The organism is Pseudomonas sp. NS1(2017) (assembly GCF_002269425.1).
Lineage (GTDB): Bacteria > Pseudomonadota > Gammaproteobacteria > Pseudomonadales > Pseudomonadaceae > Aquipseudomonas > Aquipseudomonas reactans.
In genome coordinates this window covers 5,268,556-5,288,597 of sequence record NZ_CP022960.1, presented here as the reverse complement: position 1 = coordinate 5,288,597, position 20,042 = coordinate 5,268,556, and the positions used below count along the sequence as shown (strand labels likewise).

The 20,042-nt window shown below is 61.7% G+C and carries 17 protein-coding genes; 6 read left to right on the top strand and 11 right to left on the bottom strand.

The annotated features are described in order from the left end of the window. Nucleotides 1-7 precede the first annotated feature (7 nt). The 6 genes from CI807_RS24610 (at nucleotide 8) to CI807_RS24585 (ending at nucleotide 4,910) form a co-directional block, all read left to right on the top strand. Complete coding sequence (locus tag CI807_RS24610; protein WP_095016607.1) at nucleotides 8-670, top strand: amino acid ABC transporter permease; 663 nt, start codon at nucleotides 8-10, stop codon at nucleotides 668-670. Continuing rightward, nucleotides 667-1,449, top strand: coding sequence for an amino acid ABC transporter ATP-binding protein (locus CI807_RS24605; protein WP_065907741.1), 783 nt, complete (start codon nucleotides 667-669; stop codon nucleotides 1,447-1,449). Before CI807_RS24610 ends, CI807_RS24605 begins: the two co-directional genes overlap by 4 nt. A 15-nt stretch (nucleotides 1,450-1,464) precedes the next feature. After that, nucleotides 1,465-1,854 carry a RidA family protein gene (locus CI807_RS24600; protein ID WP_010210958.1) on the top strand — a complete coding sequence of 130 codons (390 nt, stop codon included), beginning with the start codon at nucleotides 1,465-1,467 and terminating at the stop codon, nucleotides 1,852-1,854. Nucleotides 1,855-2,005: 151 nt separating this feature from the next. After that, nucleotides 2,006-2,770: an IclR family transcriptional regulator gene (locus tag CI807_RS24595; protein ID WP_016976583.1), complete on the top strand. Its 765-nt coding sequence runs from the start codon at nucleotides 2,006-2,008 to the stop codon at nucleotides 2,768-2,770. A 9-nt stretch (nucleotides 2,771-2,779) separates the two neighbouring features. Next, on the top strand, nucleotides 2,780-3,988 hold the full coding sequence (locus CI807_RS24590; protein ID WP_095016606.1) for an amino acid deaminase: 1,209 nt from the start codon (nucleotides 2,780-2,782) through the stop codon (nucleotides 3,986-3,988). Between the two features lie 10 nt (nucleotides 3,989-3,998). Then, nucleotides 3,999-4,910, top strand: a complete 912-nt coding sequence (locus tag CI807_RS24585) for a sugar kinase (RefSeq protein WP_095016605.1) — start codon at nucleotides 3,999-4,001, stop codon at nucleotides 4,908-4,910. 145 nt (nucleotides 4,911-5,055) lie between these two features. Here CI807_RS24585 and CI807_RS24580 read toward each other — a convergent pair whose 3' ends face one another. The 11 genes from CI807_RS24580 to CI807_RS24530 all read right to left on the bottom strand — a co-directional run bounded on the left by CI807_RS24580 (nucleotide 5,056) and on the right by CI807_RS24530 (nucleotide 19,888). Then, a complete protein-coding gene (locus tag CI807_RS24580) occupies nucleotides 5,056-5,331 on the bottom strand; it encodes a peptidylprolyl isomerase (protein ID WP_003174397.1) in 276 nt (91 codons plus the stop codon). 45 nt (nucleotides 5,332-5,376) lie between these two features. After that, nucleotides 5,377-7,872 (bottom strand): PAS domain-containing sensor histidine kinase, encoded by a 2,496-nt coding sequence (locus CI807_RS24575; RefSeq protein WP_095016604.1) that lies wholly within the window; start codon nucleotides 7,870-7,872, stop codon nucleotides 5,377-5,379. A gap of 135 nt (nucleotides 7,873-8,007) precedes the next feature. After that, the gene (locus CI807_RS24570; protein ID WP_095016603.1) at nucleotides 8,008-9,966 is read right to left on the bottom strand and encodes an acetoacetate--CoA ligase; all 1,959 of its coding nucleotides are present in this window, start codon (nucleotides 9,964-9,966) and stop codon (nucleotides 8,008-8,010) included. Nucleotides 9,967-9,979: 13 nt separating this feature from the next. Continuing rightward, the gene (locus CI807_RS24565) at nucleotides 9,980-10,753 is read right to left on the bottom strand and encodes a 3-hydroxybutyrate dehydrogenase (protein WP_095016602.1); all 774 of its coding nucleotides are present in this window, start codon (nucleotides 10,751-10,753) and stop codon (nucleotides 9,980-9,982) included. Nucleotides 10,754-10,760: 7 nt separating this feature from the next. Continuing rightward, nucleotides 10,761-12,152: a GntP family permease gene (locus CI807_RS24560; protein WP_095016601.1), complete on the bottom strand. Its 1,392-nt coding sequence runs from the start codon at nucleotides 12,150-12,152 to the stop codon at nucleotides 10,761-10,763. Between the two features lie 284 nt (nucleotides 12,153-12,436). Further along, nucleotides 12,437-13,840 (bottom strand): sigma-54-dependent Fis family transcriptional regulator, encoded by a 1,404-nt coding sequence (locus CI807_RS24555; protein ID WP_095016600.1) that lies wholly within the window; start codon nucleotides 13,838-13,840, stop codon nucleotides 12,437-12,439. A gap of 108 nt (nucleotides 13,841-13,948) precedes the next feature. After that, nucleotides 13,949-15,520 (bottom strand): ABC transporter ATP-binding protein, encoded by a 1,572-nt coding sequence (locus tag CI807_RS24550; protein ID WP_095016599.1) that lies wholly within the window; start codon nucleotides 15,518-15,520, stop codon nucleotides 13,949-13,951. Between the two features lie 10 nt (nucleotides 15,521-15,530). Beyond that, nucleotides 15,531-16,553 (bottom strand): ABC transporter permease, encoded by a 1,023-nt coding sequence (locus tag CI807_RS24545; protein WP_177409602.1) that lies wholly within the window; start codon nucleotides 16,551-16,553, stop codon nucleotides 15,531-15,533. Further along, nucleotides 16,553-17,617 carry a microcin C ABC transporter permease YejB gene (locus tag CI807_RS24540; protein WP_095016597.1) on the bottom strand — a complete coding sequence of 355 codons (1,065 nt, stop codon included), beginning with the start codon at nucleotides 17,615-17,617 and terminating at the stop codon, nucleotides 16,553-16,555. The genes CI807_RS24545 and CI807_RS24540 overlap by 1 nt, the downstream gene beginning before the upstream one ends. After that, on the bottom strand, nucleotides 17,617-19,476 hold the full coding sequence (locus tag CI807_RS24535; RefSeq protein WP_095016596.1) for an extracellular solute-binding protein: 1,860 nt from the start codon (nucleotides 19,474-19,476) through the stop codon (nucleotides 17,617-17,619). Before CI807_RS24535 ends, CI807_RS24540 begins: the two co-directional genes overlap by 1 nt. A 130-nt stretch (nucleotides 19,477-19,606) precedes the next feature. After that, entirely contained in the window at nucleotides 19,607-19,888 is a 282-nt protein-coding gene (locus tag CI807_RS24530; RefSeq protein WP_010210937.1) for a peptidylprolyl isomerase, read from the bottom strand. Between the last annotated feature and the right edge of the window lie 154 nt (nucleotides 19,889-20,042).

Genomic DNA, 20,042 nt, shown 5'->3' with positions numbered 1-20,042 from the left:
GGCTTTCATGTACGAGTCCCCAAGCTGGCTGCATGAGTTGTGGATCGCCCGGGATACTTTGTGGGCGGGCTTTCAGGCCAGTGTTTATGTGTCGGCGCTGGCGATTATCTTCGGCACCCTGATCGGCATTTTCGCCGGGTTGATCCTGACCTACGGCAAGTTCTGGATGCGTGCACCGTTTCGTCTGTATGTCGACCTGATCCGTGGCACGCCGGTGTTTGTGCTGGTGCTGGCGTGTTTCTACATGCTGCCGGCGCTCGGTTGGCAGATCACCGCGTTCCAGGCCGGCGCGGTCGGTTTGACGCTGTTCTGCGGTTCCCATGTTTCGGAAATCGTGCGCGGCGCGCTGCAAGCCATTCCCCGTGGACAACTGGAAGCGGGCAAGGCGATCGGCCTGACGTTCTACCAATCCCTGGGCTATGTGTTGCTGCCCCAGGCGCTGCGTCAGATTTTGCCAACCTGGGTCAACTCCTCCACGGAAATCGTCAAGGCCTCGACCTTGCTGTCGGTGATCGGCGTGGCCGAGTTGCTGCTCAGTACCCAGCAAGTGATCGCGCGCACCTTCATGACCCTGGAGTTCTACCTGTTCGCAGGCTTTATGTTCTTTGTCATCAACTACGCCATCGAGTTATTCGGGCGCTACATTGAAAAGCGGGTGGCCTTGCCATGAACCAACCTCAAACCAACCAACCGCTGCTGAACATCCGTGGCCTGCGTAAGCAATACGGCCAGGTGGAAGTGCTCAAGGGCGTGGACCTGTCCATGCAGCGCGGCAATGTGGTGACCTTGATCGGCTCCAGTGGCTCGGGCAAGACCACGCTGTTGCGTTGCGTCAACCTGCTGGAAGAGTTCCAGGGCGGCCAGATCACCCTGGATGGCGAGTCCATCGGCTACAGCGAAATTGCCGGCAAGCGCGTGCGCCACCCTGAGCGCGTGATTGCCCAGCACCGTGCGATGACCGGCATGGCGTTCCAGCAATTCAACCTGTTCCCGCACCTGACGGCCTTGCAGAACGTCACCCTCGGCTTGCTCAAGGTCAAGAAAATGGGCAAGGACGAAGCCGTCGCACTCGCGGAAAAATGGTTGGACCGCGTAGGACTCCTGGAGCGGCGCAATCACTTCCCCGGTCAGCTGTCCGGCGGCCAGCAACAGCGTGTGGCCATTGCCCGCGCCATTGCCATGAACCCCAGCCTGATGCTGTTCGACGAAGTCACCTCGGCCCTCGACCCGGAACTGGTGGGCGAAGTGCTCAGCGTGATCAAGGGCCTGGCCGAAGAGGGCATGACCATGTTGCTGGTCACCCACGAAATGCGCTTTGCCTATGAAGTCTCGGACAAGATCGTTTTCATGAACCAGGGCCGCATTGAAGAACAGGGCACCTCGAAGGATATCTTCGAACGCCCGCAATCGCCGCGCCTGGCGGAATTTCTCAAGAACATTCGTTTTTAATCAGGAGCCTTTTTTATGAGCATTACTCGTTACGGTGCCGGTAGCACAGCCGGCGGTGGCCAACCCCGTCCTTTCGCCCGTGCGGTGGAAGCCGATGGTTGGTTGTACGTCTCAGGCCAAGTGCCTGCGGTGGACGGCGAAATCATCACCGGCGGCATCATCGAGCAGACGCGCCAAACCATGCGCAACGTGGTGGCGATCCTTGAAGAAGCCGGTTACGAATTGAAAGATGTCGTACGCGTCGGCGTGTGGCTGGAAGACCCGCGGGACTTCTGGAGCTTCAACAAAGTGTTCGGCGAATACTTCACCCCGGAACACGCCCCGGCGCGCGCCTGTGTGCAGGCCAATATGATGGTCGATTGCAAGGTCGAGATCGATTGCGTGGCGTACAAGAAAAAAGGCTAAATTGCCCGCCGCTTTCTCTGTAGGAGCGAGCTTGCTCGCGAAGATCGTCAACGATGACGCGCGTAGTCTGGATGAATGCGTTGTCCTTGGGTTTTTCGCGAGCAAGCTCGCTCCTACAGGGGCCTCAACCAATTTGGGACAGATGATTGCCATGACCGAAGACACCATCAAACGCCGCGCCAAAGGCCTGGACCGTGCATTCGATATCCTCGATTTTCTCAAGGAAATCGGCCAGCCCCTGCGCCCGAATGATATTGCCAGTGGCATCGGCAGCCCCAAGTCCACTGTCTACGAACTGGTGGCGTCGCTGCTTGAGCGGCGCATCCTGGAAACGGTGGGCAAGGACGGTCACGTCTACCTCGGCCGTCAGCTGTATTTTCTCGGCCAGGCGCACCTGCGCCATTTCGACCTGACCCGCGAGGCCGACCATGCCTTGCAGGAAATCGTCAGCCAGACCCACGAAACCGCGCAGATGTGCCTGCTCAACGGGCGCAAATACACGGTGGCGCTGATGCGTGAAGGCGAGCGGCATTTCCGTATTTCCTCGGACATCGGCGAAAACGCGCCGATCCCGTGGACCGCTTCCGGACGCCTGTTGCTGGGGCACTTGAGCGACCAGCAGATCATCGACCTGATCGATCACGACGACTTCATCCTGCCGGACGGTCAGCGCCTGCCGCTGGAGACCTTCCTGGCGCAAATCCGTCAGGCCACCCTCGATGGCTTCTTCTCCTTCGACAGCGTGGCCGACACCTTTACCCATTGCTTTGCCGCCCCGGTGCGGGACGCGCAAGGCATCAGCATCGCGACGCTGTGCATCGTCGCCCCACGCGCCGATGCCACAAAAAACTACAACGACTATCGCCGGGTGTTGATCGACAGCGCCAACAACCTGGCCCGGCGTATCAACGAATAGGAGTTTTCCATGTCTGCCATCAATGCCGTTGAAAAGGGCGCCGCCGCCGTCGGGGCCCACCTGGTCCGTGACGTCAGCCTGCCTGCTCTGGTACTGCACCGTGACGCCCTGGAACACAACATCCGCTGGATGCAGGAGTTCGTCAGCAAAAGTGGCGCGGAGCTGGCGCCCCATGGCAAGACCAGCATGATGCCGGCGCTGTTTCAGCGCCAGATCGAAGCGGGTGCCTGGGGAATTACCCTGGCAAATGCCGTGCAGACCCGCGCTGCGTATGCCGGTGGCGTGCGTCGCGTGCTGATGGCCAACCAACTGGTGGGCGCGCCGAACATGGCGTTGATCGCTGACCTGTTGGCCGACAAGGACTTCGACTTCCACTGCATGGTCGATCACCCGGACAACGTTGCTGACCTGGGGCTGTTCTTCGCCGCCCGTGGCCTGCGCCTGAACGTGATGATCGAATATGGCGTGGTCGGCGGCCGTTGCGGCTGCCGCAGCGAGCAGGAAGTCCGCGACCTGGCCAAGGCGATCAAGGCCCAGCCGGCCCTGGCCCTCACCGGTATCGAAGGCTACGAAGGCGTGATCCATGGCGAGCATGCGATCAGCGGCATTCGCGCCTTCGCCGCGAGCCTGGTGCGCTTGGCCGTGGACCTGCAGAACAATGGTTCTTTCGACCTGCCCAAGCCCATCGTCACGGCGTCGGGTTCGGCCTGGTACGACCTGATTGCCGAGTCGTTTGAAGAACAGAACGCTGCTGGCCGCTTCCTCAGCGTATTGCGCCCCGGCAGCTACGTGGCCCATGACCACGGTATCTACAAAGAGGCGCAATGCTGCGTGCTGGACCGTCGCAGCGACCTCAGTGAAGGCCTGCGCCCGGCCCTGGAAGTCTGGGCCCATGTGCAATCGTTGCCCGAGCCGGGTTTTGCGGTGATCGCCCTGGGCAAGCGCGACGTGGCCTACGACGCCGGTTTGCCGGTGCCACTCAAACGCTACAAGGCCGGTATTTTGCCGGCAGAAGGTGATGACGTGGGCGCGTGCAAGGTCACGGCGGTGATGGACCAGCATGCGTTCATGACCGTGGCGCCGGGGGTTGAGTTGCGTATTGGTGACATCATTTCCTTTGGCACGTCCCATCCTTGTTTGACGTTCGACAAGTGGCAGGTTGGCTGCATGGTGGATGAGCAGTTGCAGGTGATCGAATCCCTGGAAACCCGATTCTGAGTGTAAAGCCATGACCCGCTTGTCCCCACGCATCGCCCTGATCGGCGAATGTATGATCGAACTGCAACACCGCGCTGACGGTAGCCTGCGCCAGAGCTTCGGCGGCGACACCTTGAATGCGGCGGTGTACCTGCGCCGCGAGCTGGGCAACACCGGCAGCGTCGACTACGTCACCGCCCTGGGCGATGACAGCTTCAGCGATGCCATGTGCCAGCAATGGACGCAGGAAGGCCTGGGCCTGGAAAGGGTCCAGCGCCTGCCCGGACGTTTGCCGGGTTTGTACTGCATCCAGACCGACGCCAATGGCGAACGCAAATTCCTCTACTGGCGCAACGAAGCGGCTGTGCGTGACTGTTTCACCACGCCCGCCGCCGAGCCGATACTGGCTGCTTTGCCGGACTACGACGTGGTGTATTTCAGCGGCATCACCCTGGCGGTGTTGGGTGACATCGGCCGTGAGCGCTTGCTGCAAACCCTGGTCGAGGCCCGTCGGCGAGGGGGCAAGGTGGTGTTCGACAACAACTATCGGCCGCGCCTCTGGGCCAGTGTTGAAGCGGCCCGCGTGGCGTATCACCGTGTGTTGGCCGAGGTGGATATCGCCTTGCTGACTGAGGATGACGAGCGTGCGCTGTTTGGTTATGCCGACAGTGAACAGGTGTTCGCGGCGTATCCGGGGATTGAAGAGGTGGTGCTTAAGCGTGGGGCGGATGAATGCCTGATTCGTTGCAAGGGCGAGCGCTTTGCCGTGCCGGCGCTGAAGGTGGAAAAGGTGGTGGATACGACAGCGGCGGGGGATTCGTTCAGTGCGGCGTATTTGGCCTGCCGGCTGAAGGGAGGCTCGCCGGAGGAAGCTGCGCTGGCCGGGCATCGGCTGGCCAGTCGGGTCATCCAAGTGCCCGGCGCACTCATTCCCAAAGGTTAAGCGGATCTGTTGTGGCGAGCGGGCTTCCTGTGGCGAGCGGGCTTGCCCCGCGTTGGGCTGCGCAGCGGCCCCTAAAAAAGCGGGAGCGCTGCGCACTCCAACGCGGGACAAGCCCGCTCGCCACAATGAGCCGGCTACATGCCTGTCAATCGCGGTAGAAGACCTGCACCAGGTGATACCCAAACTTGCTCTTGATCGGCCCGTGAACCACCTTCACCGGCTTCTTGAAAATCACCGCATCAATCGCCCCCACCATCTGCCCTGGCCGCACTTCACCCAAATCGCCGCCACGTTTGCCCGACGGGCAAGTGGAGTACTTCTTGGCCAGCACATCAAAGGCTTCGCCCTTGGCGATGCGCTGCTTGAGTTGTTCGGCTTCTTCGCTGGTTTTCACCAGGATATGACGGGCTTGGGCTTTCATTGATCTCTACCAGGTACGTGCAACGGCGCGCGATTATGCCTGAACTCATTCAACCACGCTGATCATGCTGCGGATTTTCGTGGCCAGCAGGTCGATGGAAAACGGCTTGGCGACCATGTCCATGCCGTCCTCCAGGAAACCTTGGCGTTCGGCGGCTTTTTCGGCATAACCGGTCATGAACAATACGCGCAGTCCGGGGCGGTGTTGGCGGGCGATCTCCGCCAGTTGCCGGCCGTTCATGCCCGGCAGGCCAACGTCGGTCACCAGCAAATCCACGCGCAAATCCGACTCCAGCAGCGGCAGTGCCGCCCGTGCATCCGCCGCCTGGTGCGCGGTGTAGCCCAGCTCATCGAGCACATTGACCACCAGCATGCGCACCGCCGGGTCGTCTTCGACCACCACTACGGCTTCGCCGGCCAGGGCCACCGGTGCTTCACCGAGGCTGGCGGGCAAACTGCTTTCCAGTGCAGTGCCATACAGGCGCGGCAGGTACAGACGCACGCAGGTCCCCTGGCCCGGTTCGCTATGAATGGTCACGTGGCCGCCGGACTGTTGGGCAAAGCCATAGATCATCGACAGCCCCAGGCCGGTGCCCTGGCCGATGGGCTTGGTGGTGAAGAACGGATCGAACGCCTTGGCCAGGATCTTCGGCGCCATGCCGGTGCCGTTGTCACACACGCCGAGCATCACGTAGTCGCCGGCCTTGACCGGTTCAAGGGTGGTGATGTCGGTGTCGTCCAGGTAGCTGTTGGCGGTTTCGATCAGCAGTTCGCCGCCGTCGGGCATGGCGTCTCGGGCGTTGATCACCAGGTTGAGCAGGGCGTTTTCCAATTGGCTGGCGTCGGTATTCACCGCCCAGATGTCGTGGCCCAGTTGCACCTTCAGCGCAATGTGCGCGCCTTTGGTGCGGCGGAACAAGTCTTCCAGGGAGGCGACCAATTGGTTCGGGTCCAGCGGGCGCCGGTCCAGCGACTGGCGGCGTGAGAACGCCAGCAGACGGTGGGTGAGGGCGGCGGCGCGATGGGCGGAGGACACGGCGGCATCGGTAAAACGGCCGATCTCGTCACTGCGCCCGGCGGCGATGTAGCGCTGCATCAGGTCCAGGCTGCCGATAATGCCGGTGAGCATATTGTTGAAATCGTGGGCAATCCCGCCGGTGAGCTGACCCACGGCCTCCATTTTCTGCGCATGGCGCAGCGCGTCTTCGGCACGCTCACGCTCGTACATCTCGTTTTGCAGGCGCTGGTTGGCTTCGGCCAACGCCTGAGTGCGTTGGGCCACACGTTCTTCGAGGTTTTCGTTGAGGTGACGCAGGGCTTCTTCGGTGAGTTTGCGTTCCGTCTCATCGATCACAAAGATGTAGAAACCATTCACCGAACCGTCATTGCTGAAGCGCGGCAGGTACTTCATCAAGGCGTGGCGTGGGCGGCCGTCGCGGTGCGGGGTGATGGTCATGAAGCTGCACGCCTTGCCCTTGAGCGCGGCGGCGATCTTGTCTTCACGTCCCGCATACACCTCGTCGCCGAGGACTTCGCGGATGGTCTTGCCGTACAGCTCCTGGGGTGTCATGCCGTACCATTCCAGGTACGCGCTGTTGTTCAGGCGGAAACGCTGTTCGTGGTCGACGTAACCGATCAGCACCGGCATGGCGTTGATGATCAACTGCAGCTCGGTCTGGCTCTGGCGCAGGGCCTGTTCGGTGTGTTTGCGTTCGGTCAGGTCCAGTGCGGCGCCGAGGAACCGTGTCGGCCGGCCTTGATGATCCTTGTAGCAGCGGCCACGGGCGAACACCCAGCGTACCTGGCCGTCGGCCTGCAACAGGCGGTATTCCTCGGCGTACTCGGTGCCGAAGGTGATGCAGTGCTTGATACTGCGCGCCACCATGCCACGGTCTTCCGGGTGTACCCCGTGCAGGTAATCGCTGATTGGCAACAGGCGCGCATCGCTGGGGTCGACGCCGTGCAAGTAGGCGAAGTGCGCGTCGGCGATAAAGCGGTCTTCGCCGATGTCCCAGTCCCAGGTGCCCACCGCGTCGGTGGCGGCCAAGGCCAACTGCAAGCGTTGCTCGGTGTTGTGCTGGGCCTTGCGGCGTTCATTGGTTTCGATGGCGGTGACGAGGATGCCGGCCACACGGGTGCTTTCATCGCGGATCGGGCTGTAGGTCAGGTCCAGCCAGATTTCCGTGTCGCGATTGTTGCGCTGCAGCACGAAACGCTGCTCGCTGAAGGTGCGCACCTGGCCGCTGAGTACGGCGTCATAGATCGGCGCGGTAAAGCTTTCCAGCTCCGGCCAGGTCTGATGCGCCGGTTGACCCATTGCTTCAGGATGTTTGTTGCCGGCCAACTGGGCGAAGCCGTCGTTGTAGAGTTGCGTGAGTTGGTCGCCCCACAGCAGCAGCATCGGCATCGGCGAGTGGACGACGATATCCACGGCGGTGCGCAGGCTTTGCGGCCACCTACTGGCCTCACCGAGCGGGCTTTGCGCCCAGTCCAGCCGCGCAATCAATGCGGCGGCTTCGCTACCGGTGGATGTTCCAATCATGAAAAAGCCCTGAGCGTAACGCTTTGAAAGATGACAACACCCATTATCCCGTGACTTGGGAATGGGTGACTACCCCCGAAAAATAGCATGCATTCGGGGTTTGTCTTCAAATGAGTACGTCAGCGCTGAAACCTTTCATCCGTTCGCCAGTTCAGGTCGGTCGCGAAACTGCTCCAGTGCCTGCGGGTTGGCCAGGGCGTCGGTGTTCTTCACCGGCTCGCCGTGCACCACATTGCGCACCGCCAATTCGACGATCTTGCCGCTGATGGTGCGGGGGATATCGGTGACAGCGAGGATCTTCGCCGGTACGTGGCGCGGTGTGGTGTTGGCGCGGATCACCTGGCGGATCTGCTGCTCCAGCGCGTCGTCCAGCTCGACACCCTCGTTGAGGCGCACGAACAGCACCACGCGCACGTCGTCCTGCCAGCGTTGGCCGATGGCCAGGCTTTCCTGCACCTGTGGGACTTTTTCCACCTGGCGATAGATCTCAGCCGTGCCGATCCGCACGCCGCCGGGGTTGAGCACCGCGTCGGAGCGCCCGTGGATCAGCAGGCTGCCGTTGGGGCGCTGTTCGGCGTAGTCCCCTTGGGCCCAGACGCCGGGAAACAGACTGAAATACGAAGCGAGCAGTTTCTTGCGCTCCGGATCGTTCCATAGGCCGATGGGCATGGCCGGGAAATGCCGGGTGCACACCAGCTCGCCTTTTTCGCCGACCAGCGGCTGGCCCTGGTCGTCCCACACCTCAATGGCCATCGCCAGGCTCTTGCACTGCATTTCACCGCGACGCACCGGCAGCACCGGGTTGCCGATCACAAAACAGGAGACGATATCGGTGCCGCCGGACATGGACGACAGGCACAGCTCGCCCTTGATCTCGCGGTACACGTAGTCGTAGCTCTGGGGCGATAGTGGCGAACCGGTCGAAATCAAGCCTTTGAGACTGCTCAAATTGTGGCTCAGGCGCGGTTGCGAGCCGGCCTTTTCCAAGGTGGCGAGAAACTTGGGACTGGTACCGAACACGCTGATCTTCTCGGCATCAATCAGGTCGATCAGCCGCTCGGGGCCTGGGTGAAACGGCGAACCGTCATACAGCACCGCCGTGGCGCCAATCGCCAAAACCGACACCAGCCAGTTCCACATCATCCAGCCGCAGGTGGTGTAGTAGAACAGGCAGTCCTCGCGGGACAGGTCGGCATGCAGGCCGTGTTCCTTGAGGTGGGTGAGCAGCACGCCGCCGGTGCCGTGGATGATGCACTTGGGCACGCCGGTGGTGCCACTGGAATAGAGGATGTACAGCGGATGATCGAACGGCACCGCGACGAATTCAGGCGCGCCGTCGGGCTGATAGAAGTCCTGCCACAGCGCGACGCGGGCGTGGGTCTGATAGTCCTCGATCCTTGCCTGGGGACGCGCGTACGGGACGATGATCAACTGCTCCAGGGACGGCAGGCGTTCGAGGATTTCATTGAGCTTGGTGGTCTGGTCGATGGTTTTGCCGGCATAGCGATAACCGGCGCAGGTGATCAGCACCTTGGGCTCGATCTGGCCGAACCGGTCGATCACGCCCTGGGTGCCGAAGTCCGGCGATGAGCACGACCAGATTGCGCCGAGGCTGGTGGTGGCAAGCATGCCCACCAGGGTTTGCCAGGTATTGGGCATACACGCCGCGACGCGATCACCCTGGACTACACCGGCCGCCCGCAGGCTGTTTTGCAGGCCAGCGACATGGGCGGCCAGTTCGGCGTAGGTCAATTGCTCGCGCTGGCCGTCTTCACTGAGGGCGACCACGGCGGGGTGATCGTCGCGGCGGCGCAGCAGATGCTCGGCAAAGTTCAGGGTCGCACCGGGGAACCACTGGGCGCTGGGCATCTCGGCGTCTTCTATCAGCACCGCCGTGGGCGGGCTGCGAAATTGCACGTCGAAGTATTCCACGATCGCCCGCCAGAAATCCGCGCGCTGGTCGATGCTCCACTGGTGAAGCGCCGGGTAGTCGCTGAGCTGCACGCTGTAGCGCTGGTTGATGTAGCGCCGGAACTGGTCCATCCGCGTGTGGGCGATGCGTTCCGGGGAGGGTTGCCAGAGGATCTCGGACATAGTGGGCCTCTTGTTATTGTGCCAGCCAGCCGCCGTCGATATTCCACGCCGCGCCCCGTACTTGGGCGCCGGCGGCGCTGCACAAGAACAGCACCAGCTCGCCCAGTTGCGGCGGGGTGACAAACTCCAGCGACGGCTGCTTCTCCGCCAGCAGATCATGCTGCGCCTGCTGTGGGTCAACGCCAGCGGCGGCACGGTCATCAATCTGCTTCTGCACCAACGGCGTCAGCACCCAGCCGGGGCAGATGGCGTTGCAGGTGACGTTACTGGTAGCGGTTTCCAGGCCAACGACCTTGGTCAAACCAATCACGCCGTGTTTGGCCGCCACATACGCCGCCTTGCCCACCGAACCGACCTGGCCATGCACCGAGGCAATATTGACGATACGCCCCCAGCCCTTGGCTTTCATGCCCGGCAAGCTCAAGCGTGTACTGTGGAACACCGACGACAGGTTGATCGCAATGATCGAGTCCCAGCGCTCCGCCGGGAAGTCTTCCACCGCCGCCACATGTTGGATGCCGGCGTTGTTCACCAGGATATCCACGCCGCCGAATTCACGCTCGGCGTAGGCGATCATGTCGGCGATCTGCGCCGGGTCGCTGACGTCGGCCGGATGATGGCCGACCTTGCCGCCGAAGGCCTGCACCTGGGCGATCACCGCGCTGGCGTCGCCAAAACCGTTGAGGATCAGGTTGGCGCCGGCCTTGGCCAGGCTCAGTGCAATCCCCAAGCCGATGCCGCTGGTGGAGCCGGTGACCAGGGCGGTCTTGCCGTTCAATGTCGTCATGAAAACCTCACACAATGCCGGTGGCGTAGAAAGTACCGATCACCACGAACACCGCGAGGGTCTTGATGATCGTGATGCCGAAAATGTCCTTGTAGGCTTCGCGGTGCGTCAGGCCGGTGACCGCCAGCAGCGTGATCACCGCGCCGTTGTGGGGCAGGGTGTCCATGCCGCCGCTGGCCATGGCCGCGACGCGGTGCAGTACTTCAAGGGGGATATTGGCCGCATGGGCCGCCGAAATAAAGCTCTCGGACATGGCTGCCAGGGCGATGCTCATGCCGCCCGATGCGGAGCCGGTGATGCCGGCCAGCAGGGTCACGGTAATCGCTTCGTTGACCAGCGGGTTGGGGATGCCCTTGAGCCAGTCCGCCAGCACCAGAAAGCCCGGCAGCGAGGCGATCACGGCACCAAAGCCGTACTCGGACGCAGTGTTCATCGCCGCCAGCAATGCACCGCTGACCGCACTTTTGCTGCCTTCGGCGAGCTTGCTTTTGATTGCCGAGAAACCGAACACCAGCACCATGACGATGCCCACCAATAACGCCGCTTGCACCGCCCAGATCGCGGTGAGCTTGGCGATTTCGGTGGTTACCGGGGTGGTCATGCCTGGCAGGGCAAGGCTGTGGGTCTTGCCGTACCACTGCGGGATCCAATGCGTGAACAGCAGGTTCATCACACCCACCAGGATCAGTGGTGACAGCGCGATCCACGGGTTGGGGAGTGCCAGGTTATCGGCGGTTTCCGGCTCGTTGCGCAGCTCGGTACCGTAGCCTTCACCGGCCCGTTGCGCCTTGTTGCGCTGGCGCGCCAGGTACAGCATGCCGGCGCAGAACACGAAGATCGTGCCGATCAGGCCCAGCCACGGCGCCGCCCAGGCGGTGGTGTTGAAAAAGGTGCTGGGGATGATGTTCTGGATCTGTGGCGTGCCTGGCAGGGCGTCCATGGTGAACGAGAACGCGCCGAGGGCGATGGTCGCCGGGATCAGGCGTTTCGGGATATTGCTCTGGCGGAACATCTCCGCCGCGAACGGGTACACCGCAAACACCACCACGAACAGCGACACGCCGCCGTAGGTGAGCAGGGCGCAGACCAACACGATCACCAGCATCGCCTGGCGGGTGCCGAGCAGCCGGATCGCAGCGGCGACAATGGAGCGTGAAAAGCCAGACAGCTCGATCAGCTTGCCGAACACCGCGCCGAGCAGGAACACCGGGAAATACAGTTTGATAAAGCCGACCATCTTCTCCATGAACACGCCGGTAAAGGCAGGCGCGACGGCGGACGGGTCGGTGAGCAGGACAGCGCCGAGCGCGGCGATGGGGGCAAACAGGATAACGCTATAGCCACGGTAAGCAGCCAGCATCAGCAGCGCGAGCGCTGCCAGGGCAATGATCACACTCATGGTGTGTCTCCATCGGATTGTTATTTTTGTGGGGTGTAACGGTGGGGAGAGGCTATAGCGAGATGTGTGCCAACTAGTTAAGTTATTGAAATATATAGATTTTATTTTTATTTATTGAGGTGTGTCTCCATTTGGAGACAAAGGAGCCCCCTGTAGGAGCGAGCTTGCTCGCGAAGGTCGTCAACGATAACGCGGGGAGCCTGAACAAACGCAGTGTAATTTGGTTTTTCGCGAGCAAGCTCGCTCCTACAGTGGGCTGTCTTTAAATTGAGACTTTTGTCTCGTTATGGAGATTCGTTTATTCCCAACGCCACCATCTTCTTGTACAGCGTCGACCGTCCAAGCCCCAACTGCTTGGCCGCCTCCACCACATTGCCCTCACATGCCCTCAACGCTGCCGTGATGATCTGCCGATCAAACCGTTCCCGCGCCGCGTTGAAACTTTCCCCCTCAACCGTCGCGACGGCGCTGCCACGTTCCACCGGAGTAAAGGTGCCAATCGCCGCCCGAATCTCCCTGGCATTCAGCACCAGGTCATCACTTAGCAGTGCCGCCCGCTCCAACACATTGCGCAGCTCACGGATGTTCCCCGGCCACGCATGCTGCGCCAGCAGCGCCAGGGCTTCACGGTCCAGCTCATGCTGGCTGCGCAACTCCTCAAGAATCGCCTCGCTCAACGCTGGAATATCTTCCAGCCGCTCACGCAACGGCGGCACCTGGATGGGCAGTACATTCAGCCGGTAATACAGGTCGGCGCGGAATTCACCGCGTTTGATCGCCGCTTCCAGGTCCATCGACGTGGCCGCGATCACCCGCACATCGCTGTGCAGCATTTCGTTGGAGCCCACCGGCTCGAATTCCTTTTCCTGCAACACCCGCAGCAATTTGCTTTGCAACGGCAGGGGCATGTCGCCGATTTCATCGAGGAACAGCGTGCCGCCCTGGGCAATCTGAAATTTGCCCGCACGGCCCTTGCGGTCGGCGCCGGTAAACGCACCCGGCGCGGTGCCGAAGAACTCGGCTTCCAGCAGGTCAGCGGGAATCGCTGCACTGTTGATGCTGACAAAAGCCTTATGCGCACGGCTTGAAGCGCCGTGAATCGCCTGGGCCAGCAGCTCCTTGCCGGTGCCGGTCTCGCCCAGCAGCAACACTGGCGACTCGGCGCTGGCACTGCGCCGCGCCCGGCGTTTCACTTCGAGGCTGGCGGCGCTGGTGCCGATAAAGTGGGCGAAGTTGTATTTGCTCTGGCGTGAACGCAGCAACGAGCGTGTCGAGGCCAGCTCCTGCTGCATGCTCAGGTAGCGCTCGATCAGCGGTGACAGATTGCGCAGTTCATCGAACAACGCAAAGCCAATCGCGCCGATCACCGCGCCGGCATCGTTGTGGATCGGCAAACGCATCACCACCAGGGGGCCTTTGGGCGTGTCCTGGATATCCAGCAGGATCGGCTGGTCATTGCGCACCACCTGGCGCAACAGGCTGTTGGAAATCACCTGCTCGCAGGGCTGGCCGATGGCTTCGTCGGCGCTTTTCAGGCCAAAGCGCTTGGCGTAGCGCTCGTTCATCCACACGATGTTTGCGTCGCGGTCGACAATCACCGTGCCTTCGCTGGACTGTTCGATGATCTCGAACAGCGACTGGATGGCCAGGCCGCGAACCTGTTGGTAATCCGTGAGGCTGGTACTCATACGCGATAATCCTGTAGGAGCGAGCTTGCTCGCGAAAAACGTCAACGATGACGCAGCGTTAATCGATACCCCGTGTTGCCTGTGGTTTTCTCGCGAGCAAGCTCGCTCCTACAGGGGGATATGGGCTGCTGCCAGTAGCTCTTTGGTGTAGGGGTGCTGCGGTGCATCGAACACCTCATGGCTGGCGCCGCGCTCCACCACCTTGCCGTCCTTGATCACGATCATGTCATGTGCCATCGCGCGCACCACCGCCAGGTCATGGCTGATAAACAGGTAAGTCAGGCCGTACTTCTCCTGCAGTTCACGCAGCAGCGCCACCACTTGTTTTTGCACGGTACGGTCAAGGGCCGAGGTGGGTTCGTCGAGTAGCATCAGCGCCGGCTTGAGTACCAAGGCGCGGGCGATGGCAATGCGTTGGCGCTGGCCGCCGGAAAACTCATGGGGGTAACGGTGACGGCTGGCAGGGTCGAGCCCCACATCCTTGAGCACCTGCACTACTTGCGCATCGCGGTCGGCCAGGCTGCACGGCGCATGCACCTCCAGGCCTTCGCTGATGATCTGCTCCACGGTCATGCGCGGGCTGAGGCTGCCGTAAGGGTCCTGGAACACCACCTGCATCTGCTTGCGCCATGGGCGCATCTGCTGGTGGTTCAGCGGGTCGAGGGCTTCACCCTGGAAGCGGATGCTGCCCGTGGAGTCCAGCAGCCGCAGGATCGCCTGGCCCAGGGTGGATTTGCCCGAGCCGGACTCGCCGACAATCCCCAGGGTCTTGCCGCGCTGCACGCTGAGGCTGATGCCGTCTACAGCACGCAGGTAGGTCTTGCGCCGGAACAACCCGCCACCGAGGGGGAATTGCACGCTCAGGTCGTCCACCTGCAACACGGTTTCGCGTTCGTCACTGCACAGCGCATCACCGTCCGGCTCGGCATCCAGCAACAGGCGGCTATACGGGTGTTGCGGCGCATTGAACAGGCTCTGGCAGTCGGCTTGTTCGACAATCTCGCCTGCGCGCATCACGCACACGCGCTGGGCAATGCTGCGCACCAGGTTGAGGTCGTGGCTGATCAGCAGCAGCGACATGCCCAAGCGTTGTTGCAGGGACTTGAGCAGCAGCAGGATCTTGCGCTGCACGGTCACATCCAGCGCGGTGGTGGGTTCGTCGGCAATCAGCAGTTCCGGTTCGCAGGCCAGGGCCATGGCGATCATCACCCGCTGGCGTTGCCCGCCGGACAGTTGATGAGGATAGGCCTTGAGCCGCTCCTGGGGTTTCTGGATGCCCACCAGGTCAAGCAATTCCAGAATGCGCGCCTGGGCCGCCTTGCCACCCAGGCCCTTGTGCAACAGCAGGGTTTCACCGATCTGCTTTTCGATGCTGTGCAACGGGTTCAGGGAGGTCATCGGCTCCTGGAAGATCATCGCAATGCGGTTGCCGCGTAGCTTCTGCAGGGTCGCCGCCGATGCGCCGATCAATTCCTGGCCGCGGTACTGGATAGAACCGCTGGTTTCAGTGCCGGCTTCGGGCAGCAATTGCAGGATCGAGTGGGCCGTCACCGACTTGCCCGAGCCCGACTCACCCACCAGCGCCAGGCACTCGCCGGGGCGTACGTCCAGGCTCAGGTTGCGCACCACGGTCTGGCCGCTGAAGGCGACGCTGAGGTCGCGGATTTCGATCAGGTTCATAGGCGGTCACTCATGAGCGTGGGTCGAAGGCATCACGCAATGCCTCGCCGATAAACACCAGCAGCGACAGGATCAGCGCCAGTGTGAAGAACGCCGTCAGGCCCAGCCAGGGCGCTTGCAGGTTCTGCTTGCCCTGGGCAATCAGCTCGCCCAGGGAGGCGCTGCCTGCCGGCATGCCGAAACCGAGGAAATCCAGCGCGCTCAGGGTAGAAATCGCGCCGGTCAGGATGAACGGCAGGTAACTCAAGGTGGCGGTCATGGCGTTGGGCAGGATATGCCGGCGAATGATCTTGCCGTCACCCAAACCCAAGGCCCGCGCAGCCTTGACGTATTCCAGGTTGCGCCCGCGCAGGAACTCGGCGCGCACCACGTCCACCAGGGCCAGCCAGGAAAACAGCGCCATGATCCCCAGCAGCCACCAGAAATTCGGTTCGACAAAACCGGACAGGATGATCAGCAGGTACAGCACCGGCAGCCCGGACCACACCTCCAGCACGCGCTGGCCAATCAAATCCACCCAGCCGCCGTAATAGCCCTGCAATGCGCCGGCCGCAATACCGATGGCGGCGCTGATCGCGGTGAGCGCCAGGGCAAACAGGATCGACACCCGTGCGCCAAAGATCACCCGCGCCAACACATCCCGCGACTGGTCGTCAGTGCCCAGCCAGTTCACCGCCGAGGGCGGGCTGGGGGCAGGGCGGGTCAGTTCGTAGTTGGGCGTGTCGTCGCTGAACGGGACCGGCGGGAACAGCATCCAGCCGCCGTCTTGCTCGATCAGTTTTTTGACGTAGTCACTGCGGTAGTCAGCCTGGAACGGTAGCTGGCCGCCGAACTGTTGCTCGGTGTACCGCTTGAACACCGGGAAATACAGTTCGTTTTTGAAACTCAGCACCAACGGCTTGTCGTTGGCGATCAATTCGCCACCGAGGGTCAGGATAAACAGGCCGATAAACAGCCACAGCGACCACCAGCCGCGACGGTTCTTCTTGAAGCGCTCGAAACGGCGGCGCGCCACGGGAGACAGCTTAAGCATCAGGCGTTCCTCGCGGCGAAGTCGATACGCGGGTCCACCAGGGTGTAGCAGAGGTCACCGATGAGTTTTATCAAGAGGCCGAACAAGGTGAAGATGAACAGCGAACCGAACACCACCGGGTAATCGCGGGAGACGGCGGCTTCGTAGCTCATGCGGCCGAGGCCATCGAGGGAAAAGATCACCTCGATCAGCAGGGAGCCGGCGAAGAACACGGCGATGAACGCCTGGGGAATCCCCGAGATCACCAGCAACATGGCGTTGCGAAATACGTGGCCGTACAACACGCGCCGTTCGCTCAGGCCCTTGGCGCGCGCGGTCACCACGTACTGGCGCGTGATTTCATTGAGGAATGAGTTTTTGGTGAGGATGGTCAGCGTGGCGAACCCACCGATGACCAACGAGGTAACCGGTAACACCAGGTGCCAGAAATAATCGGCAATCTTGCCCACGGTGCTGAGGTCTTCGAAGTTCTCCGAGACCAGCCCGCGCACCGGGAACCAGTTCAGCGACGTACCGCCGGCAAACACCACGATCAGAAACATCGCAAACAGGAACGCCGGCATCGCATAGCCGATGACGATCGCGGTGCTGCTCCACACATCGAAGCTGCTGCCATGGCGCACCGCCTTGCGAATCCCCAGGGGGATCGACACCAGGTAGGTGATCAGCGTGGCCCAGAGGCCGAGGGAGATGGTCACCGGCATTTTTTCCAGGATCAGGTCGATCACCGTCTTGCCGCGAAAGAAACTGTTACCAAAGTCCAACTGCGCGTAGCTCTTGAGCATCAGCCACAGGCGTTCCGGCGCAGGCTTGTCGAAGCCGTACTGTTTTTCGATGTCCGCGATCAACTTCGGGTCCAGGCCACGGCTGGCGCGGGAGCCGCCGCCGATGCCTTCGCCGGAAGACCCCCCGACGCCACCGCTGCCGCCGATGCCCTGCAAGTGGGCGATGGCCTGTTCTACCGGGCCGCCGGGGGCCGCTTGTACGATCACGAAATTCACCAGCAGGATGATCACCAGCGTCGGGATGATCAGCAGCAGGCGCCGCACGGTATAGGCAAACATCAGCGCGCACCTCCGCGTTTTTTCAGCTCAGCGTTCATTTGTTCGTTGGTCAGTGGGGTGGGGCTGATTTCCCACCAGGTTTCCAGGGCTTCGTCGTTTTTCGCCTCGATGGCCGGGCGGCCGAAGCGGTTCCACCACGCGGCGGACGTGCCGGGCGGGTAGTAATTGGGGATCCACAGGTAATTCCATTGCAGCACCCGGTCCAGCGCGTGGGCGTATGTGAGCATCTGCGCCTGGGTGTCGGCCTTGACCAGGCCCTTGATCAGGCTGTCGACGGCCGGGTCCTTGAGCACCATATAGTTGTTGGCGCCGGGATCGAACGCGGCGGCCGAGCCGAAGTAGTTGTACAGCTCCATGCCGGGCGAGGTGGTGACCGGGAAACCGGTGACGATCATGTCGTAGTCCCGTGCCATCACGCGGTTCACATACTGAGAGGAGTCGATACGACGGATATTCAGGGTGATGCCGATCTGCGCCAGATTGCGTTTGTACGGCAGCAACAGGCGTTCCAGGCCGCTTTGTGCGTTGAGGAAGGTAAATTCCAGTGGCTCGCCCTCGGCGTTGACCAGTTTGTCGCCGTCCGGTTTCCAGCCGGCTTCCTCTAGCAACGCCAGGGCCTGCAGCTGTTTGTCGCGGATCATGCCGCTGCCGTCGGTGATCGGCGCCTTGAAGACCTGGGTGAACACCTCGTCGGGCACCTGGCCGCGCAAGGGTTCGAGAATCGCCAGTTCTTCCGGGGTAGGCGGCTGGCTGGCCGCCAAAGGGCTATTGGAGAAATAGCTTTGCTGGCGGATGTACATATTCCGCATCATCTGCCGGTTGGCCCATTCGAAGTCCCACAGCATCGCCAGGGCCTGGCGCACGCGGCGGTCCTTGAACATCGGTTTTTGCACATTGAACACATAACCCTGGGCCGGTTGCGGCATCTCCTTGGCCAAGTGCGCGCGTTGCAGGCGACCGTCATCCAGGGCCGGGCCGTTGTAGCCGATGGAGTAACCGGTGGCGGAAAACTCGCGGTTGAAGTCGTAGGCACCGCCGCGCAATACCTGGCGGGCCACTTCGGTGTCGCCGAAATACTCCAGGCTCAGGTGATCAAAGTTGTACAGGCCACGGCTGACGGGCAGGTCCTTGCCCCACCAGTTCGTGTCGCGGGTAAAGGTGATGGTGCTGCCGGAGTCGATCTTGCTGACTTTATAGGGGCCGCTGCCGAGCGGCGCTTCATAGCCGCCGCCGTTGGCGAAGTCGCGGGTCTTCCACCAGTGTTCCGGGAAGACCGGCAGGGTGGCGATGTCCAGGGGCAGGGTGCGGTTTTCATTGCTGGAGAAATCAAAGCGTACCTGGCGTTCGCCTTCGACTTCGACGTGCTTGACGTCGGCAAACAGGGTGCGAAAGCGCAGGCTGCCTTGGGTCATCAGCAGGTCGAAGCTGTAGCGCACGTCCTCGGCAGTGATGGGTTTACCGTCGGCAAAACGTGCCTTGGGATTGAGGAAAAAACGCAGCGACAGGCCGTCATCGGCGCGCTCCATTTTTTCGGCCACCAGGCCGTAAACGGTGTAGGGCTCGTCCAGGGAGCGCTGGGCCAGGGGCGCATACAGCCAGCCGTCGACCTGGGAAACCCCGATGCCTTTGTCGATATAGGGCAACACGTGGTCAAAGCGCCCGATCTCGATGGCCGAGCGGCGCAGGCTACCGCCCTTGGGGGCATTCGGGTTGGCGTAGTCGAAATGGGTAAAGCCGGCGGGGTACTTGGCCGGTTCGCCGTACACGGTCAGGTACGGTTGCGGTGCCGCGATCACGGCCGTGCTGGTCAGCAGCAGGGCCAGGGTCGAACTAAAAATGTAGGAAAAAGCCAATCGCATTGTCAGCCTTGAACGCCGTGTGAAGTAGATAAGGGATTTGTACGCTAACGGCATCAGCGTCGCCAGTCATCACATGCACAACGGCCCACCTAAAGGCGGGCCGTTGTTTAGAGCATCAGCGCAGACTGGATCAGTCCTGGCGGCTGGTGACTTCCAGCAGGTGGTAGCCGAACTGGGTTTTCACAGGGCCTTGCACGGTGTTGACCGGGGCGCTGAAGACGACAGTGTCGAATTCCTTGACCATCTGGCCTGGACCGAACGAACCCAGGTTGCCGCCGTCGCGGCTGGATGGGCAGCTGGAGTTGGCTTTGGCGATCTCTGCGAAATCGGCGCCGCCTTCGATTTGGGCCTTGAGTTCGTTGCACTTGTCTTCAGTGGAAACGAGGATGTGACGGGCGGTGGCTTTGGCCATGGGGAGTAACTCCTTGAATGAAAAGGGTGAGCCTACCGGATTCAGGCGGTTATTTCTTGGCAAAGTTCCGTTGGGGTGGTGGGTGGTGGTGGTGTACATATCCGTTGCTGCGGTGATGGCGGCTTATGGTTCCGCTCTTACAGCGGGTCACTTT

Coding starts and splice junctions, on each gene's coding strand:
- CI807_RS24610 (WP_095016607.1), top strand. CDS start 8: ATGTACGAGTCCCCAAGCTGGCTGCATGAGTTGTGGATCGCCCGGGAT.
- CI807_RS24605 (WP_065907741.1), top strand. CDS start 667: ATGAACCAACCTCAAACCAACCAACCGCTGCTGAACATCCGTGGCCTG.
- CI807_RS24600 (WP_010210958.1), top strand. CDS start 1,465: ATGAGCATTACTCGTTACGGTGCCGGTAGCACAGCCGGCGGTGGCCAA.
- CI807_RS24595 (WP_016976583.1), top strand. CDS start 2,006: ATGACCGAAGACACCATCAAACGCCGCGCCAAAGGCCTGGACCGTGCA.
- CI807_RS24590 (WP_095016606.1), top strand. CDS start 2,780: ATGTCTGCCATCAATGCCGTTGAAAAGGGCGCCGCCGCCGTCGGGGCC.
- CI807_RS24585 (WP_095016605.1), top strand. CDS start 3,999: ATGACCCGCTTGTCCCCACGCATCGCCCTGATCGGCGAATGTATGATC.
- CI807_RS24580 (WP_003174397.1), bottom strand. CDS start 5,331: ATGAAAGCCCAAGCCCGTCATATCCTGGTGAAAACCAGCGAAGAAGCC.
- CI807_RS24575 (WP_095016604.1), bottom strand. CDS start 7,872: ATGATTGGAACATCCACCGGTAGCGAAGCCGCCGCATTGATTGCGCGG.
- CI807_RS24570 (WP_095016603.1), bottom strand. CDS start 9,966: ATGTCCGAGATCCTCTGGCAACCCTCCCCGGAACGCATCGCCCACACG.
- CI807_RS24565 (WP_095016602.1), bottom strand. CDS start 10,753: ATGACGACATTGAACGGCAAGACCGCCCTGGTCACCGGCTCCACCAGC.
- CI807_RS24560 (WP_095016601.1), bottom strand. CDS start 12,152: ATGAGTGTGATCATTGCCCTGGCAGCGCTCGCGCTGCTGATGCTGGCT.
- CI807_RS24555 (WP_095016600.1), bottom strand. CDS start 13,840: ATGAGTACCAGCCTCACGGATTACCAACAGGTTCGCGGCCTGGCCATC.
- CI807_RS24550 (WP_095016599.1), bottom strand. CDS start 15,520: ATGAACCTGATCGAAATCCGCGACCTCAGCGTCGCCTTCAGCGGCCAG.
- CI807_RS24545 (WP_177409602.1), bottom strand. CDS start 16,553: ATGCTTAAGCTGTCTCCCGTGGCGCGCCGCCGTTTCGAGCGCTTCAAG.
- CI807_RS24540 (WP_095016597.1), bottom strand. CDS start 17,617: ATGTTTGCCTATACCGTGCGGCGCCTGCTGCTGATCATCCCGACGCTG.
- CI807_RS24535 (WP_095016596.1), bottom strand. CDS start 19,476: ATGCGATTGGCTTTTTCCTACATTTTTAGTTCGACCCTGGCCCTGCTG.
- CI807_RS24530 (WP_010210937.1), bottom strand. CDS start 19,888: ATGGCCAAAGCCACCGCCCGTCACATCCTCGTTTCCACTGAAGACAAG.